This is a genomic window from Amphritea pacifica (assembly GCF_016924145.1).
Classification (GTDB): Bacteria; Pseudomonadota; Gammaproteobacteria; order Pseudomonadales; family Balneatricaceae; genus Amphritea; species Amphritea pacifica.
In genome coordinates this window covers 86320-102340 of the sequence record NZ_JAFFZO010000001.1, presented here as the reverse complement: position 1 = coordinate 102340, position 16021 = coordinate 86320, and the positions used below count along the sequence as shown (strand labels likewise).

Annotated in this window: 13 protein-coding genes; 11 read left to right on the top strand and 2 right to left on the bottom strand. The window is 49.3% G+C overall.

Annotated elements, in window-relative coordinates; translation table 11 throughout:
- Positions 1 to 191: 191 nt before the first annotated feature.
- The 10 genes from JW499_RS00450 to JW499_RS00405 all read left to right on the top strand — a co-directional run bounded on the left by JW499_RS00450 (position 192) and on the right by JW499_RS00405 (position 12348).
- Positions 192 to 1550, top strand: coding sequence for a purine-cytosine permease family protein (locus tag JW499_RS00450; protein ID WP_205208734.1), 1359 nt, complete (start codon positions 192 to 194; stop codon positions 1548 to 1550).
- Between the two features lie 125 nt (positions 1551 to 1675).
- Positions 1676 to 2830 carry a porin gene (locus JW499_RS00445; protein ID WP_205208733.1) on the top strand — a complete coding sequence of 385 codons (1155 nt, stop codon included), beginning with the start codon at positions 1676 to 1678 and terminating at the stop codon, positions 2828 to 2830.
- Between the two features lie 191 nt (positions 2831 to 3021).
- Positions 3022 to 3177 carry a hypothetical protein gene (locus JW499_RS00440; protein ID WP_205208732.1) on the top strand — a complete coding sequence of 52 codons (156 nt, stop codon included), beginning with the start codon at positions 3022 to 3024 and terminating at the stop codon, positions 3175 to 3177.
- 67 nt (positions 3178 to 3244) lie between these two features.
- On the top strand, positions 3245 to 4519 hold the full coding sequence (locus tag JW499_RS00435; RefSeq protein ID WP_205208731.1) for an MFS transporter: 1275 nt from the start codon (positions 3245 to 3247) through the stop codon (positions 4517 to 4519).
- 405 nt (positions 4520 to 4924) lie between these two features.
- On the top strand, positions 4925 to 5350 hold the full coding sequence (locus JW499_RS00430; protein ID WP_205208730.1) for a hypothetical protein: 426 nt from the start codon (positions 4925 to 4927) through the stop codon (positions 5348 to 5350).
- A gap of 113 nt (positions 5351 to 5463) precedes the next feature.
- Positions 5464 to 6621 (top strand): DUF2971 domain-containing protein, encoded by a 1158-nt coding sequence (locus JW499_RS00425; protein ID WP_205208729.1) that lies wholly within the window; start codon positions 5464 to 5466, stop codon positions 6619 to 6621.
- A 96-nt stretch (positions 6622 to 6717) separates the two neighbouring features.
- The gene (locus tag JW499_RS00420; protein WP_205208728.1) at positions 6718 to 7092 is read left to right on the top strand and encodes a VOC family protein; all 375 of its coding nucleotides are present in this window, start codon (positions 6718 to 6720) and stop codon (positions 7090 to 7092) included.
- 173 nt (positions 7093 to 7265) lie between these two features.
- A complete protein-coding gene (locus JW499_RS00415) occupies positions 7266 to 9407 on the top strand; it encodes a DctP family TRAP transporter solute-binding subunit (RefSeq protein WP_205208727.1) in 2142 nt (713 codons plus the stop codon).
- A gap of 11 nt (positions 9408 to 9418) precedes the next feature.
- A complete protein-coding gene (locus JW499_RS00410; protein WP_205208726.1) occupies positions 9419 to 11710 on the top strand; it encodes a bifunctional diguanylate cyclase/phosphodiesterase in 2292 nt (763 codons plus the stop codon).
- Positions 11711 to 11883: 173 nt separating this feature from the next.
- Entirely contained in the window at positions 11884 to 12348 is a 465-nt protein-coding gene (locus JW499_RS00405) for an NINE protein (RefSeq protein WP_205208725.1), read from the top strand.
- Positions 12349 to 12409: 61 nt separating this feature from the next.
- On the opposite strand, the gene JW499_RS00400 is transcribed toward JW499_RS00405, so the two are convergent.
- Positions 12410 to 13312, bottom strand: a complete 903-nt coding sequence (locus tag JW499_RS00400; RefSeq protein WP_205208724.1) for a LysR family transcriptional regulator — start codon at positions 13310 to 13312, stop codon at positions 12410 to 12412.
- Positions 13313 to 13434: 122 nt separating this feature from the next.
- Between JW499_RS00400 and speB the strand changes: the two genes are divergently transcribed.
- Positions 13435 to 14379 (top strand): agmatinase, encoded by a 945-nt coding sequence (gene speB / locus JW499_RS00395; RefSeq protein ID WP_205208723.1) that lies wholly within the window; start codon positions 13435 to 13437, stop codon positions 14377 to 14379.
- A 113-nt stretch (positions 14380 to 14492) separates the two neighbouring features.
- Here the strand turns inward: speB and pdxR are convergent, their stop codons facing one another.
- Complete coding sequence (gene pdxR / locus JW499_RS00390) at positions 14493 to 15983, bottom strand: MocR-like pyridoxine biosynthesis transcription factor PdxR (RefSeq protein ID WP_205208722.1); 1491 nt, start codon at positions 15981 to 15983, stop codon at positions 14493 to 14495.
- Positions 15984 to 16021 lie beyond the last annotated feature (38 nt).

The following is a 16021-nucleotide window of genomic DNA, read 5'->3' as shown; positions in this document are numbered from 1 at the left end:
CAGATTAGCAGTAATTGGCCGGATATCACTGCTTTTATCGCTTCAGACGCGTCGCGGGGCTGATCGGGCACACACCGCTATTCCCTGATTTACAAAAACTGATGCACCTATCGTCAATAATCTCTTGCGCGGTTCTCTTATTCTGAATTCATCCCTAATCAGGGACATTTTAATAATAAGAGAGAGTAGTTATGGCTGGAAATATAAAAACAAACAGTGGTTCGGCCACTCTGTCAGTGCCCCATGAGGAGCGAATGAACCGTGGTTCATTGAGCATGGCCTGGTGGGCAATCTGCAGCGCGATGTTCTGGCTGGTGGTGTCGGCAACACTGGCGATGAACTTCGGTACTGTTAATACCCTGATCGGTCTGGCCTTGTCGGTGGTGACGTATGGGCTGATCAATGCGGTGATCACCCGTTATGCAATCCGCACCGGCCTGTCGGTAGCGCTGTTTTCCCGGGTCCTGTTCGGTAAAGTCGGCGCGACGCTGGCAACCCTGATCTTCTTCGCGACGGCGATCTATTATTCGGTGTTTGAAGGCTCTGTTATCGCGGTGGCGATTCAGGCGTATTTCCCTTCGCTGAGTATCGAAGTGGCCTATCTGATAGTGGTGTTGTACAGCGTGCCGCTGGTATTTGGCAGTGTGCAGAACTGGCTGGATAAATTTAACGGTATTCTGCTGCCGTTCTACATTCTTGGGCTGATCGCTGCGGTGGCAGTAACCATCAATGAATACGGCTACAGCAATGCCTGGCTGAACCTGGGGCCGCAAAGCGGTAATCCTGAAAATGGCTGGTGGAACTGCTTTACCTACTTCATGGGTGTCTGGATTCTGATGATGTACACCTGGGATTACGCCCGTTTCGGTAAGGAGGATGATTCCCGCTTTCATGCCAACATCAACTTTGGTATGCCGTTCTATCTGTTTACCTTTATGATCAACGGCATGGTCGGTATCTTTCTGGCGGCGACGATTCCGACGGAGGGCGGCTTGTCAGAAGTCTCAGTGGTGCTGGCGATTCTGAAGCTGATGGGGATCTGGGGCTTGTTATTTGTCTGGGTCAGCCAGACCCGTATCAACACCGCCAACTTCTATCTGGCTGCGGAGAATATGCAGGCGTTTTTTGAGCGTTTTGGCCTCAGTTCCGTGCCGCGCTTTTTCTGGGCGATCGCCGTCGGCGCGGTGGTTTACACCCTGATGCTGTCGAATGTGTTCAGCTTCATTCTGCAGGCACTGGCCTATCAGGGGATCTTCGTGGTGGCCTGGGTGGCGATTGCCCTGGCGCATATCTTCTCCCCTAAATATGACCAGCTGTTTGGCGGACATATCGAGTGTTGTCCTCAACGTGTAACCTCATTTAACCCTTGTGGTCTGATCGCCTGGTTCTCGGGTGCGGGTCTGGGAATCATCATTCTCAACTACGCCAATGCCTCGCTGGCACTGTTCTCCGCCCCCATCACTTTCCTGGTGTCATTCTGCGTCTATCTGATGCTGCTCAATAGCGCGAAACACCACTGGTTTGTCCGCGACGAATCGCTGACCAACTAGGTTCTGCTCCTCTGGCTGCCACTTTTACGGCGGCCAGTTTTCCACAATTGCACCCTGTTTTGCCAGCCCGGCAGGGCAGGTTGCGCCCGTAAGAAATTAACAATAACAAAAAGAAGGTAACTGAAATGAAAAAACTGTTTTCCGCTCTGGCTTTGGCTGCAACCGCCGGACAGGCTCAGGCACTGACACTCGAAGCCGGTGACTGGACCCTGGGCGTTTCCGGCAACGTGAACAGCCATGCTGTATTTGCCGAGTGTGATGATTCCGGCAATCAGGTGGATGCCAATGCACTGCTGTGTACTGGTGAAAACGCATCGTCGGTTTCAAACGGCTATATCCCGGCTTCGATTATGTGGACGGTGGCAACCCAGCAGCAGGGTTACGATATCTCCGCGAATATCGCGCTGGAGCCGGGGCTGACCACCAACGCTGCGTTTAATGGTCAGGATGATGATCAGGCGATCCGGGCCTTTCTGTTAGCAACGAAAGAGGGCATAGGAACCATTAAAGCGGGCCGTGATTACGGTGTGTTTGCGCTGGATGTGATTCTGGCCGATATGTCGCTGATCGGTGTAGGGGCCCACGGACTGGTCAAGAGTCCCTTGAACACCAGTTTTGGTAGTGTGGGGTATGGCTATATTTTTACTGATCGTATCTCTCAGATCAGTTTCTCCAAGCCTCTGGGCGAAAGCGCTGAAGCCACTATCGGTGTGTTTCAGCCGCTGGATCTGATTAGTCTGGGGGCGGGTGTCAGTACCACCGGTGACAGTGGCTCCTCACTGCCGGGCATACACGGTAAATTGCGCTTTAACAGCGAGAATGGTTTTGTTTCCGCCAGCTTTCTCAGCCAGACCGTCAAGGCGGGCAGTGCCGATTATACCGGCAATGCTGTTGATCTGACCGCCAGCTATAGATTTAACGATCTGGGGGTAGTTGGGTCCTGCTTTACTGCCGATGGGGTCGGTACCGCAGGTCTGTTTATTGATGCCGCAGATAGTAATGGTGAAGCGCGTCGCTCAAAAGGCTGCTTTGGTCAACTGACCTATCAGGCTGAGGCCACTAAGTATGGTATCAGTCTGGGACAGACCCGCCTGGATAAGACCGCTGCCGATCCCGATACGCTGATGAAAAGCCAGACCAAAGCGACCATCGGTGCGTATCATAATCTCACGGATAACCTGCTGATGGTCGCCGAGTATTCCCGCTTTAATGCGAAGAATCATCTGGGTGATAAGCTGGAAAACAGCAGTGTTAATCTGGGGCTGGCGTTCTTCTTCTGAGGCAGTCAAAAAATATTTCCCCCCTCTTTTCAGGCTTACTTCGGTAAGCCTTTTTTATCGTGGGTAGAAAGAGCCTTTACCATCTGGGGCCCAGAGAGCTCTGAGGTGGATTTATAATCGACTGTTGATGGTCTATGCTTGGGTGACTCCAACGATTGGCGCGGATAGTTTCCGGCCAGTGTTGTCTTGCAGTGAAAACAGGTCGTCGGCGTGACAAGTCTGGTCGTGAACGTGAAAGAGTATTGGCACGGATTACCTTAGGCTTTTCTTCTGTTGGTCAGGTTAAGGTAGTGGTGACGATGCTTAACGATGTGCACGGCATCCGCTTTAAAAGCCCTGCGTTTTAGCTCAGAAGTGCCTCTCTGACGTTTTTTATAACCGAAACCGAATCACCATATTTAGTAAGGTCGATACATGTTTCAAGTAATCTCCAGGGTCTGGCCTCTGCTACTCGGCATCGTGTTCATTATGCTGGGCAACGGCATGCACTTCACTCTTATCGGCCTGCGGGGTGGCATCGAGGGGTTTTCAGCCCTCGAGCTGGCCATCGTCACCTCGGGTTATTTCATGGGTTTTCTGTCGGGTGCACGTATCTCGCCGCTGATGATCCGGCGGGTGGGGCATGTGCGCGTCTTTGCGGCGCTGGGCAGTTTCATGTCAGCGGCGTTGATTACATTCCCGCTATTAACCGATCCCTGGGCCTGGACCGTGCTGCGGGTGCTGATCGGCTTTTGTATGTCGGGCGTCTATGTCACCGCCGAAAGCTGGCTGAATAACGCTGCCACCAATGAAACCCGTGGTTCGGTACTGTCGGCCTACATGATCGCGCAGACGCTGGGTATCATTGGTGCGCAGGGGTTACTGACGCTGGGTGATGCGGGCACCTCCGTGCTTTTCATTGGCGCCTCAATTCTGGTATCGGTATCGTTTGCGCCTATCCTTCTGTCGGCGACCTCAGTCCCTGCGGCCGAGGTCGCGCGACCGATGTCCCTGCGTGATCTTTTCAGGGGCTCACCGCTGGGCACCGTGGGTATATTTCTGCTGGGCATCGTCTATGCCACCCAATCGGGTATGGCCGCGATCCTTGGCACCCAGATCGGGCTGACAGCGATACAGATCTCGCTGTTTGTGGCGATGCTGTTCGCCGGAGCACTGGTACTGCAATACCCCATCGGCTGGCTTTCTGACCGCATAGACCGGCGCAAACTGATCTGCGGGGCGGCCTTTATTGGTGTTGTATCCTGCTTGCTGGGATGGTTTACCGGTGGCGCTCTGTGGTCGCTGATGGCGGCCGCCTTCTTCGCCGGAGGGGTGACAACGCCGTTGTATGCTCTGTTGCTGGCCTATACCAATGATTATCTTGATGCAGAGGATATGCCAGCGGCCTCCGGGGGACTGGTTTTCACCTTCGGGCTGGGCGCTATCGCCGGCCCGCTGTTAACCGGCTGGGGGATGGAAACGTTTGGCCCGTTCACCTTCTGGCTGGTGCTGTGTGCCACTTTCGCTGCCATCGCGCTCTATGCACTGTATGCGCTGTATCACATGAGTAAGCGTTCCGTTGTGCCGGTGGAGGAGACCGAAAGCTACCTCTCTGTACTCCCCACCGCCTCACCGGTGGCGGTGGAAGCGGCAGGCACCTGGGCCGCCGAGCATGCCCGGGATGAAGCTGAGTCCCAAGAGGATAGGTAACAAGGTATCAGCTTTAGATTTCAGGTCTTAATGGCAGAGCCGGCCTTCACAGTGTTCGCGTGATGGCCGGTTTATCGAGCAATGTCCCACGGACTAAACCCATACTAAAACCGATGTGAAATGAGCAACCTGTTTATGGCGCAGGGCAGTGCAGAGATCATTGTCGCGACAGAGCAATAACCGGAGAACTTATGATGGAGATCCCTGTACTGTGAATAGAAACAGTATTTCACAGGGGGGAAATCTGTGTAAGTATTGAGACACTAAGGATCAAGTGCCAACCGGTTTAAGGACAATGAATGAAAATGACTCTTATTAAGGCTCATTTTGTCGCATCTCTGCAGATAGACGACAGGCTGTCGTCTTTCCCCAAAACCGTTGTCGTATATTTAGCTGTTAAATACTATGGATGAACCTGAGAAATTTCGAACCTTATGCGAGCGTGTCGGGCTGGCTTTGATGATGGGGCAAAAAGTCCAATATGGCTTATCATTTTATTATTCTGTGTTTCACATAAAACGCAGTGGCTGGTCGGAAGAAAAAGCAAGAGATTCTATTGATTCATATTTATCTAAGCCTATGGGCCATATTGTAAATGCTATTGAAAAAGATGCCCCTCTAGATAGTAAAATATTCGATGGAATTGTATTGCTTAAAAAAAATCGAAACTGGCTTGTTCATGACTTTGATGAAGAGTCTACTCCATTTATAAGTAAGGGGCAGAAAATTGATGAATACATTGAATTAATGGACAACATAATTAAACACTCTGAGATTATTGTGGCTGCCTTGGATGAAATAGGTGAAGAGCTTGTGCCTGTTCGTATTTAACAAGTTGCAGCAGTTCGCAGCCTCCGGCTGCCGGACTCGCTACGCTCGCCGCAGTGCAAGGCGTTATACGCAAAATAGCTGGGTCATGAAATCAGAATTAGAGGATTAAAAGTTTGTACTATCGTTACAGGCCATTTTCTGAATTAAGTATCAAGGAACTCATGTACAGTGAGCTGTTTCTTGCTTCAACGGAAGAGTGTAATGACCCTTATGACAGCAAAGGGTTCTATGAGTTTTCTGGTCGCCTAGATTACTGGGAGAGTCTCGTAAATTTACTTGTAAGCGAGATAGGTAATAACAATGTAAGTGGCCTGCAAATAAAGGAGATAGCGGGCAAGATTTCGTCCTTGTGTCCCCTGACCTATGACGAGGCATTGCTGCTAGATATATCACAGTTGTGCTTTGAAGTATTAAAAGACTTTACTTTATCTCAAAGTCTAGCGGCTTGTTTTACCCAGATTTTGCAAATTTACAAACCAGAACCAAGTTATTTTGCCTGTTTCTCAAAAGCAGATAACGATCCTTTAATGTGGTCGCACTATGCCTCACAACACCAAGGCTATAGCCTTATATTTAAGCCCATTGATGGGAAGCTAAGGCAATATCCTCCTCTCCAAAAACGCTCTATTAGCCGAAAAACACCTAATGGAATCGCTCCAAATAGTAATTACGGATTACCTGAAAGTTTCAGCTTCCAAGAGGTTATTTATCAAGAGGAAGTTAAGCCCCTATGCGGATTTCATAGGCTCCCTGTGGCGGTTGTAGGAGGGGATCTCCCGGAAGAAGAAAGAATTAATCTAGTAACATCACAAGCTGAACAGTTTTTGCACAAGCATATTTCTTGGGGTTATGAACAGGAAGTAAGAGTTTCAATATCTCCTAAAATGTCTTGGGTTTTTGGTGAAAATATAGAATTAAGCTCGCTAGAACGATTGTTTTATTATGAGCCAACGCAATTAGTGGGTATTATTTTTGGTGCTCGAATGCCAAAAGGAAATAAAGATAGGCTGATGGAAGTTCTCCTTTATCGTCAAGAACAGCTTTATAGGTCAGAAGACCACGAAAGAATAATGTTTGAGTTCGCTGTTTTTAATGCCCGCCTTTCTGGATCTAAAAGAGAAATTCAAGTGGAAATTGACAAGATGATTTCTAGTGGTCAGGAAATTGACAAATCTCACAAAAGCTTCGAGTCCGCTTATGATAGATGGAAGAATGGCTGGGGCATTAAATTTGAGGGAAACAAATCTAGCCGGATACAAGTTCTTGGGTGAACAATCGTATAACAATGCGCTGCTGCCGGAAAATTTTTCCGCTACGCTCCAAAATTTCCGCAGAGCGCGACGTTAAGAATCCGAGTGGAATCAGCAATGAAATGTAAAGCTTATGCGCAGAGAGTTTTCTGTTACAACTATTCTAAATGCTTATCCTTCTATAAAGATACCATCGGTCTTCCACTTAAGCTCGGCAATGAGGATACAGGCTGGGCTGAATTCGATGTGGACGGTCTTTCACTCGCTATCGAAAAGCTTGATATAAATGACCAGGAATCAAACGCTTTGGTGGGGCGCTTCATCGGTCTTTCGTTAGAAGTTGATGACCTTTCAATGGTGTATGAAGAATTAAAGAGTAAAGGTGTCGAGTTTACTTCAGCACCAAAACAGCAGTCCTGGGGCGGCGCTCTTGCTCATTTTAAAGACCCGGCGGGCAATATTCTCACGCTATTGCAAAGCGGGAATGCTTAACAAGTTAATATTAATCGACGCCGATAAGCACCCGCATATCCTCCCCATAACGCATGAATAACCGACTCTTTTGGAGATGGGGATAAGGTCAGACTAGTTAACAGGAATAAACCCATCTACTATATGTGGGTATGGAGGTTGTAATGTGTACCGCTCGTTTAACAGGATAGTTTATGAAACGTTTTCTACTGATTGCCGGGGTTGTTCTCCCGCTTGTTATTTTGTTTCTGTTACTTTCGTTTGGCGAGCAACAAGCGGTTAATGTGAAAGCTGATGCTCCCCGTCAGCCAGCTGTTGTGCTCAGGTTTGGTCATAACACGCCTGAAGACAGCGCACTGCATAAGGCATCTCTGAAGTTTGCTCAGATCGTTAATCAGAAGACTCAGGGCAAAGTCGTTATTGAGGTTTACCCTGCCCAGCAACTGGGAAATGACCATCAGATGGTTGAGATGGCGCGAAAGGGCGAGCTGGACATTATTCTGACACCAACAGCGAAGATGAGTGTACCTGTTCCATCAATGCAGTACGCAGATCTGCCATTTCTCTTTCCATCCAGAGCTGATGCCTACGAGATGCTCGATGGTGAGCCAGGAAAGATGCTATTGCAGGATTTAAATTCGATCGGACTGCACGGCGTAGCATTCTGGGAAAATGGTTTTAAACACTTTACCGGAAACCGGGCGTTCCTGTCACCGGACGACTTTAAAAATACAAAGATCCGTGTGATGAAAAGCAGAATAATTATGGAACAGTTCAGGTCTTTTGGAGCAGAGCCTATCCCTATTGACTTCCACGCAACAAAACAGGCACTTGCTGATGGGGTTGTTGATGGTGAGGAAAATCCGTTAATTGCAATCTATAGTATGGGCTTTCATGAGGTTCAGAGTGATCTGGTGTTAAGCAATCATGCCTTTCTTGGGTATGTGCTATCGATAAGCAGTAAAACCATGAACAGGCTGCCTTACGATGTGCAAAAAGTGCTGCTGGATACTGCCATTGAAGTGACACCGTGGGAGCGCATAGAAACACAGAAAAAAGAAGCAGAACTGATTGAAAAGATCAAACAAGCCGGTACCCGGGTTCACCTTCTCAGTGAAGAGCAGCGAGCGGTATTTGCGCATAAAACTGAAAAAATTGCTTCGCAGTTTGAGGGTATCGTTGGCACCGCCCTGATCTCTAAAACAGAGGAGCTTCTTTTTGATAAGTATGGCCCGCCAGCTGAGGATAAAAACCATCTGGTAATCGGTATTAATGCTGACCTGTCGAGAGAATCCAGTTCCGGATTAGCAATTAAAAGAGGCGTTCAGCTTGCAGTTAAAAAGATCAATCGCCGGGGCGGGGTATTGGGAAAAAAACTGCACATGATTGTCCTTGATCATAAGACAATCCCCAGTATCAGTATTGAAAATATGGAGTACTTTATTCAGCGTCCTGATGTGGTCGCGGTAGTCGGAGGAAAGCACGCGACGATTATTGGTGAGGAGTTGACGAGGCTGAGTCGGTCTCATATCCCTTATTTGATTCCCTGGTCTGCTGCTGGGGGGCTGACAGAAAATGGAATATCTGATAATAACGTGTTCAGACTATCAGCGAATGATTTGTGGGCATCGGAATATATTGCCAACTATGCCATAGGAGAATATAAAAAACCGGCAATAGTTGTTGAAAATACAGTGTGGGGCCGTACTAACCTGAAAAATATGAAACGTTTTCTTTTCTCTAAGGGGGTGCTTCCTGCCACTGAAGTTGTTTTTAACCGAGGTGAAACTGACTACAGCAAGGAGCTTATTCCGGTATTCAGTTCGGGGGCTGACAGCGTTATTCTGGTTGCCAATGCAAATGAGGCGCGAGTTATTATTGCGGGGCTGACCCAGAGAGAGCAGCCGCTTCCGATTATATCCCACTGGGGGATTCTTGGGGGAGTCAAAGATGACGCAACGCTGAAGCTGTATAGTCAGGCTGAGTTACGATTTTTTCAGACGTTTCTTTTTGACCGGTCACGGCGGAAGCAATCGAGAGATTTAAAACAAGCTTATATAACGGAGTATGGACTAGAGCAGGGCGAGCAGATTAACTCACAACATGCAGTTGCTCAGGCCTATGATCTGGTGCAGTTATTGGCGCTGGCGATAGAGCGGTCCGGGAGTACTGATCGGGCAGATATTGTTCACGCTCTTGAACAGTTACCAGGGTATGAAGGGGTGGTAAAGCGATATGATTCTGCATTTACTGATAGCCACCATGATGCACTGGGTGAAGAAGACTATTTCATGGCCCGGTTTGGCGACAATGGCCAAATCATCCCTGTTAACTAAGGCTGACTCTTATGAGCGTTAAAGCGTTTTTTAAGTTTAACAGTATAAAGCACAAAGTTATCTTTCTTGTGACCAGTCTGTTATTGCTGGTGCTTACAACGCTTCTGATCGTTTCATTATTTCTGGTTAATAAGCAGTTAGGTATTCAGACCGAAAAACTGTTTGTCAATAACACCGCCGCCCTCAATCGCTCAATTGAACAGCGCTTAAGTTATCTTGTCGAGAACAGCGAGTTATTGGCAACGAATGAGTTGATGGTGAATGCGCTTATTGATGATGAGGGGCGGGATACCTATCTTGCCCCACTTATCTCTAATTTCATGAAAGGTAAAGATGTACTGTATCTGGATGTGGTCGACTTTGATGGACATCCGGTGTTTCATTCTGGCGATCAAATCCCTGAATATAACCGGTCTGAGCAATTAAGAGTTGCTCTGGCATTGAATCAAACATCGGTTTTTGTTGGTAAAAACAAAAAGTTAATTGTTATCAGTCCGATAGAGTATTACTCGACGACTCAGGGAGCGCTGATCATCAGTTTTGATCTGGACAAAATTATTGCCAGAAATATTCTCGATGACTCTCAGACTTACATCAGGGTTCTGAAAGATGACCTGGTTATCTACTCCCATAATTACAACCCTGAAATAAGTTATCAATCATACCTTTATCATGCCGGAGGGGAGCTGCCGCTTTTCTCTAAGTTAGGCATCATGTTGCAGATAGGCTTGCCTGAAAATATTTATAATGCCCCGGTCAGAGAGGCGATGCAGGTACTTCTGATGGTTGGACTTGTGCTTGTATCCGTGAGCTTGTTCATGTCCCGCTGGATCGGCACCCGAATAACGGCCCCGATTTTAGAGCTTTCTTCCCGGGTGACACGGGCCCATGCAGGGCAGGATGTCCGCTGTAGCCCACTGGGGGGGGATGATGAAGTCGAAGGGTTGGCAAGAGCCTTCGATGAGAGAACCTTGTTGCTTGAATATCAGGCTGAGCATGATTCGCTTACGGCACTTCCAAACCGGTTGCTCTTTGTTGATCGTGTTAGCCATGCGGTTCAGCTTGCCGAGCGAAATAATGGTACGTTTGCGGTTTTGTTCATCGATTTAGATCGTTTTAAAGAGGTGAATGATTCATATGGCCATACTGTTGGTGATCAGCTTCTTCAGATTGTTGCGGAAAAAATACAAGAGTGCCTCTGGGATTGCGATTCTGTGGCCAGAATGGGCGGTGATGAATTTACGGTCTTAATTGATTCAATAAAACACGAACAAGATGTGTTTCATATTACCGAAAAAATACTCTCTCTATTCAGATCGCCAATATCATTTGATCGCTTTACCTTTTATCTGACCTGTAGCGTTGGGGTCGCAGTGTATCCCATAGATGGCGCGGATGTTGATACCCTGCTAAAGAATGCAGATGCCGCCATGTATAAAGCGAAAGCGGATGGGCGAAATACCTGTCGGTTTTATAAGCCGGAGTTCACAGAGCGTATATTAGAGCGGGTAAGACTGGAACGGCAGCTCAGACAAGCAGTAGATGATGATCAGTTTGTGGTTTACTTTCAGCCTCAATATGAGCTTTCAACTCAGAATATTATTGGAATGGAGGCTTTGATCAGATGGCAGCACCCTGATAAGGGGCTGATATTTCCAGATAGTTTTATTCCGCTGGCGGAAGAGACAGGCATGATTATCGATATCGATCGGCTAATGATGCGTGCTTCAATGAGTCAGTTCAAATCATGGTTAGCTGATGGTTTAAAGCCCGGTGTTCTGTCGATGAACTTATCTATGCTTCAGCTGGATCAGGATGACTTTATTGAGTTTGTAAAAAGGTGTTTTTTGGATTACGAGCTTGAACCTGCCAGTATCATGTTTGAGGTGACGGAAACCCAGGCTATGCTCAAACCGGAGCAAACCGTGATTGCGCTTAAACAGTTGAGTGCCCTGGGGGTTGGCTTGGCCATCGATGATTTTGGAACCGGCTTTTCCTCTCTGTCCTATTTAAAAAAATTCCCGGTGAATAAGATTAAGATCGATCGGTCTTTCATTTCAGATCTGCCAGAAGATCGTGATGATGCAGAGCTGACCCGGGCGATCATCTCGTTGTCAAAGAGCCTCAATCTCGATGTCATTGCGGAAGGCATAGAGAGCAAAGATCATCTTGAATTCCTGTTATGTCACCATTGCGACGAAGGGCAGGGCTATTTATTCAGCAGGCCTATCCCGGCAGAGGAGATGCGTTTATTACTTGAAACGAGTGCAAAGAACCACCTGGAGCGGGTAGTACAGACTTAGATTTTTCGCTGAGCGAATTGTCTGAGCGATTTAAGAGACGTTCTTCTCGATATGATGTCAGGCCCTGATGGTTGCCAGATCTATTTTTCTGATCTTATCCGCTTTTTGTTTAGCCTCATTGACTGATATCCTAACGGCGATTTTTCTATTTTACTGAAAGGACATGAATAGACATGGACAGTAATATTTATAGCACTCCCGAAGCCAACGTTGAGAAAAATACGGTGTTTTGTCGTGAGTGTGGCGAGAAAATAGCGAAGACTGCTGTTAGCTGTCCTCAGTGCAGTGCTTCTCAAAATCTCGGTGGGAAAAGTAAAGTTGCGGCTGGCCTGTTAGCGATTTTTATTGGCGGCTTCGGGATTCATCGTTTCTATCTGGGACAGTGGTGGGGGATCTTCTATCTGCTGTTTTTCTGGACCTGGATTCCGGGCATTATCTCGTTGGTTGAGGGCATTGTCTTTTTGTGTACCTCAGAACAGTCCTGGACTAAGAAATATGGCAACACCAAAGGCGCATCGGCACTGGTGCTGGTGCTTGTCTCGGTGCTGGTTATTATTCCGGTTATTGGTATTGTGGCGGCTATTGCACTGCCTGCGTATCAGGATTACGTACACCGGGCCGAGATGCTGCAGCAGTAACGATAAATTCATATCAGCACAGCTGTTCGTTTCGGGTAATCAGGGATTGCTGCAGTCTTTGTTACTGCTGTAACTGTTCCAGCAGCCACTTCAGCCCCGGATCGTTGGAGTAGAGCGGGTGGTGCAGACTAACCATCTCGATCTCCGGCATCCCTGGCGGAGGCGTTATCAGCTTGACCGGTAGCATCTGGGCAAACAGCAGTGCCATCTGTCGTGGCAGTGTCATCACCGCGTCGGTCGCAGCAACGATGCGCGCACCCGCCATATAGTTCACGGTGCAGGCGATAAAGTTTCGCCGCCGTTGTTGTTGCGCCAGCCACTGGTCAATCTGGTCTGAGGTGACTCCGGCCAGGTCGGAAAATATCACATGGTTCAACTGACAATACTGTTCCAGAGAGAGGTGTTGATCCACCTGGGTATTGCCTTCCGCGATCAGACAGGCAAGGGGTTCTGTGTGCCAGGATCGGCTGATCAGTTGCGGGTCAACCGGCTGTTTGCTGTCCAGTCCGACAATCAGATCCAGCTCGCGGTTTTCCAGCTGTTTCAGATTACCATCCTGACGAATAACCTCGATCTGAATACGGATGCCAGGTGCAGTGAGCTGCAGATTCTGCATCAGCGGTGGCAGGATCAGCGCTTCAAAGAAGTCGGTGCTGGCGATGGTGAAGCAGCGATCAGAACGGGACGGATCAAAGGGTGCCGGGGGGCTGAGACTGTGTTCAATCATGCGGATCGCCTGGCGAATCTCTGGCAGCATGGCGGTTGCCCGGGGGGTGGGCTTCAGGCCGTTACCGGAGCGCACTAATAACGGGTCATCCAGTTGCTGTCTCAGCCGGTTGAGGGCGTGGCTCATGGCTGACTGACTGAGGAACATCCGCTCTGCAGCCCGACTGACATGGCACTCTGTCAGCAATGCTTCCAGCAGCAGTAACAGGTTCAGGTCAAACTGGCGCAGCGGTTTCATCGGTGTGGTCCTGGTATTCGCTCACGGTATTAATCTTATGCATTTAGTTATTATAACTATGCATTTCAATAATTATAGTGTGAATAGTAAGCTGGTCTTAGTTAATTTTTGAGGGTTGAGGAATGTCTGAGATATCAAGTACTACGGCGAATGCTGATCTGCCGATCTATGGCTCACTGGGAATGACCTTTATGGAGTTTCCGGTGGTGAGTGATCTGAGTGTTTCTGATGCGGAGGTCATTGTTGCCGGAGTCCCCTTTGATCTGGCGACATCGGGACGTTCCGGTGCCCGCTTCGGGCCGCAGGGTGTACGTCAGGCATCCTCCCAACTGATATGGGAAGGGGCGCGGTGGCCCTGGTCGTTTGCCCTGGATGATCACCTGAAAGTAGCGGATTCCGGCAACGTGTTGTTTAAGCATGGCGAGCCGCAGACCATGGTGGATAATCTGCAGGGGCATATCAGCGCCATCCTTGATGCGGGTAAATCATCCCTGACTTTTGGTGGTGATCACTTCATTACCCTGCCGGTGTTGCGTGCCTATGCTAAAAAACATGGCCCGCTGGCGCTGATCCACTTTGATGCCCACACCGATACCTATTCCGGTGGCACCAAATATGATCACGGTACGCTGTTTCATCACGCCGTTGAAGAGGGTTTGCTGGACACGGAACACTCAATTCAGATCGGTATCCGTACCGCCTATGATGTAGAGGGGCACCCCTTTGAGGTGCTTGACGCTGCCTGGGTGGGAGATCATGGGCCTCAGGGGATTCTGGAGCGTATCCATGCCCGGGTTGGCGATAAAAAAACCTATGTCAGTTTCGATATTGATGGGCTTGATCCCGCGTTTGCGCCGGGTACGGGAACGCCGGTTGCCGGTGGCATGAATATGGATTGCGCTCTGAAAGTGATCCGTGGCCTGCAGGGGCTGAACCTGGTGGGAATGGATGTGGTTGAGGTTGCCCCGGCCTATGACCACGCCGAGATCACCTCGCTGGCCGGTGCGACCCTGGCTCTGGAATATCTCTATGTGCGGGCCGCAAATAAGATGGCTGCGAATAACTAGAGCTTCTAATAGCGCTTTCTGACAGGGCTTCCTAACAGAACCTATTAGTAGCTCTTTCAGAATGTTTAATTGCTCTTGATACAGGCTGCATTCCTGCGTGGGTGCGGCCTTTTTTAGCTTTTCAAGTGATGCTCCAGAATCGGTTTCAGCAGGGCTAATCCGGCGTCTATCCGGGCTTCATCATAACCGCCAAAACCGATAACCAGCCCGCTGCGGGCGGGTTGTTTATCATAATAATAAGACAGTGGCCGGATACCCAGTCCCACTTTCATTGTCTGTTCGACAATTGTTTTGTCATCAATGCCAGGGGGGAGCAGAAAAACCCCATGCATCCCGCCATCACTGGGTTCCCATCTTAGCTGACCGTTAAAGATCTGTGTTACCTGCTGTAACAGGTAACTGCGTCGGGTTTTATAGAGTTTACGCATCCGTCTGAGGTGACTTGAGAATATTCCCCGGGCCATAAAGTCTGCCAGCGCCAGTTGAGGTAGCGCTGATAAACCACCATCCATAAACCCGCGCATGCGGTTGAATGGGTCTACCAGTGCCGGCGGCAGAACCAGGTATGCCAGTCGCATAGCCGGGTGGAGAATGCGGCTGAAAGTGCCGGAGTAGATCACGCTGTGTTCGCCATCCAGCCCCTGAAGTGCGGTGAGGGGCGGGCCGTCAAAGCGGAACTCACTGTCGTAGTCATCTTCGATAATGCAACAGCCCTGTTTCCGGGCCCACTCAAGCAGTTGCAGGCGCCGTTCAAGGCTCAGGGTATAACCCATTGGGAAGTTGCGTGACGGGGTGATAAAGGCGAGCCGGGCGTCCTGCTGGTGGTGCAGGGCGATATCGGTACGAAAGCCGTTACGGTCAATGGGAATGGAAAGCTTAATCCCGCCAGCGTTGCTGATGGCACCGTCGATACCCGGAAAGCCAGGGTCCTCCACCAGAACCCTGTCGCCAGGATTAAGAAGCATGGAAAAAGCCAGTTGCATCCCCTGTTGCGAACCGGAGCAGATCATCACCTGTCGCATATCGCAATGAATGCCACGGGTCGCTGTGAGATAGGCTGCGATCTCAGTGCGCAGGGCGGCTTCGCCCATAAAATCACGTTCAGTATGAAACTTCATCCCCCTGCTGGCGTGAGTCACCGAACGTTGCCACTGCTGCCAGGGAAACTGATCCAGCGCGGGTACTGCGGGGAGCAGCAGTTGCTGCTTGTGCTGCTGGTAAAGTGGCCGGATCTGCTCCAGCTGTTCGCTTTTGGCTGAGAGCCTGATCGGTCGGGTGTGCGGGCCAGGGGACCGCTGTGTTGTCCTGCGGGACAGTGTGAGTTGGGGGGAAACATAGCTGCCATCGCCATGACGGGTTTCGATATAGCCCTCGGCCTGAAGCATCTCATAAACCTGCTTTACGGTATTGCGGGAGAGGCTCAGCAGGTCAGCCAGCTCCCGACTGGAGGGCAGACGGCTCCCTGCGGGCAGTTCGGCGGACAGAATCCGTTGCTGGATATAGTTAAATAACCCCCGATAGAGCGGCCGCTGGGTTTTCCCCTGTTCCAAAAACGGGGTAAAGCGTTCTGAGTGGGGTGTTTTATGGGGCAGATACTGTTTCAAATTGGGCCTTAAGGATGTCTATAAATTGGGTCTTAATA

Excerpts from the sequence above, each read along its gene's own strand:
- JW499_RS00450 (WP_205208734.1), top strand. The coding sequence starts at position 192 with ATGGCTGGAAATATAAAAACAAACAGTGGTTCGGCCACTCTGTCAGTG.
- JW499_RS00445 (WP_205208733.1), top strand. The coding sequence starts at position 1,676 with ATGAAAAAACTGTTTTCCGCTCTGGCTTTGGCTGCAACCGCCGGACAG.
- JW499_RS00435 (WP_205208731.1), top strand. The coding sequence starts at position 3,245 with ATGTTTCAAGTAATCTCCAGGGTCTGGCCTCTGCTACTCGGCATCGTG.
- JW499_RS00430 (WP_205208730.1), top strand. The coding sequence starts at position 4,925 with ATGGATGAACCTGAGAAATTTCGAACCTTATGCGAGCGTGTCGGGCTG.
- JW499_RS00420 (WP_205208728.1), top strand. The coding sequence starts at position 6,718 with ATGAAATGTAAAGCTTATGCGCAGAGAGTTTTCTGTTACAACTATTCT.
- JW499_RS00415 (WP_205208727.1), top strand. The coding sequence starts at position 7,266 with ATGAAACGTTTTCTACTGATTGCCGGGGTTGTTCTCCCGCTTGTTATT.
- JW499_RS00410 (WP_205208726.1), top strand. The coding sequence starts at position 9,419 with ATGAGCGTTAAAGCGTTTTTTAAGTTTAACAGTATAAAGCACAAAGTT.
- JW499_RS00405 (WP_205208725.1), top strand. The coding sequence starts at position 11,884 with ATGGACAGTAATATTTATAGCACTCCCGAAGCCAACGTTGAGAAAAAT.
- JW499_RS00400 (WP_205208724.1), bottom strand. The coding sequence starts at position 13,312 with ATGAAACCGCTGCGCCAGTTTGACCTGAACCTGTTACTGCTGCTGGAA.
- speB (WP_205208723.1), top strand. The coding sequence starts at position 13,435 with ATGTCTGAGATATCAAGTACTACGGCGAATGCTGATCTGCCGATCTAT.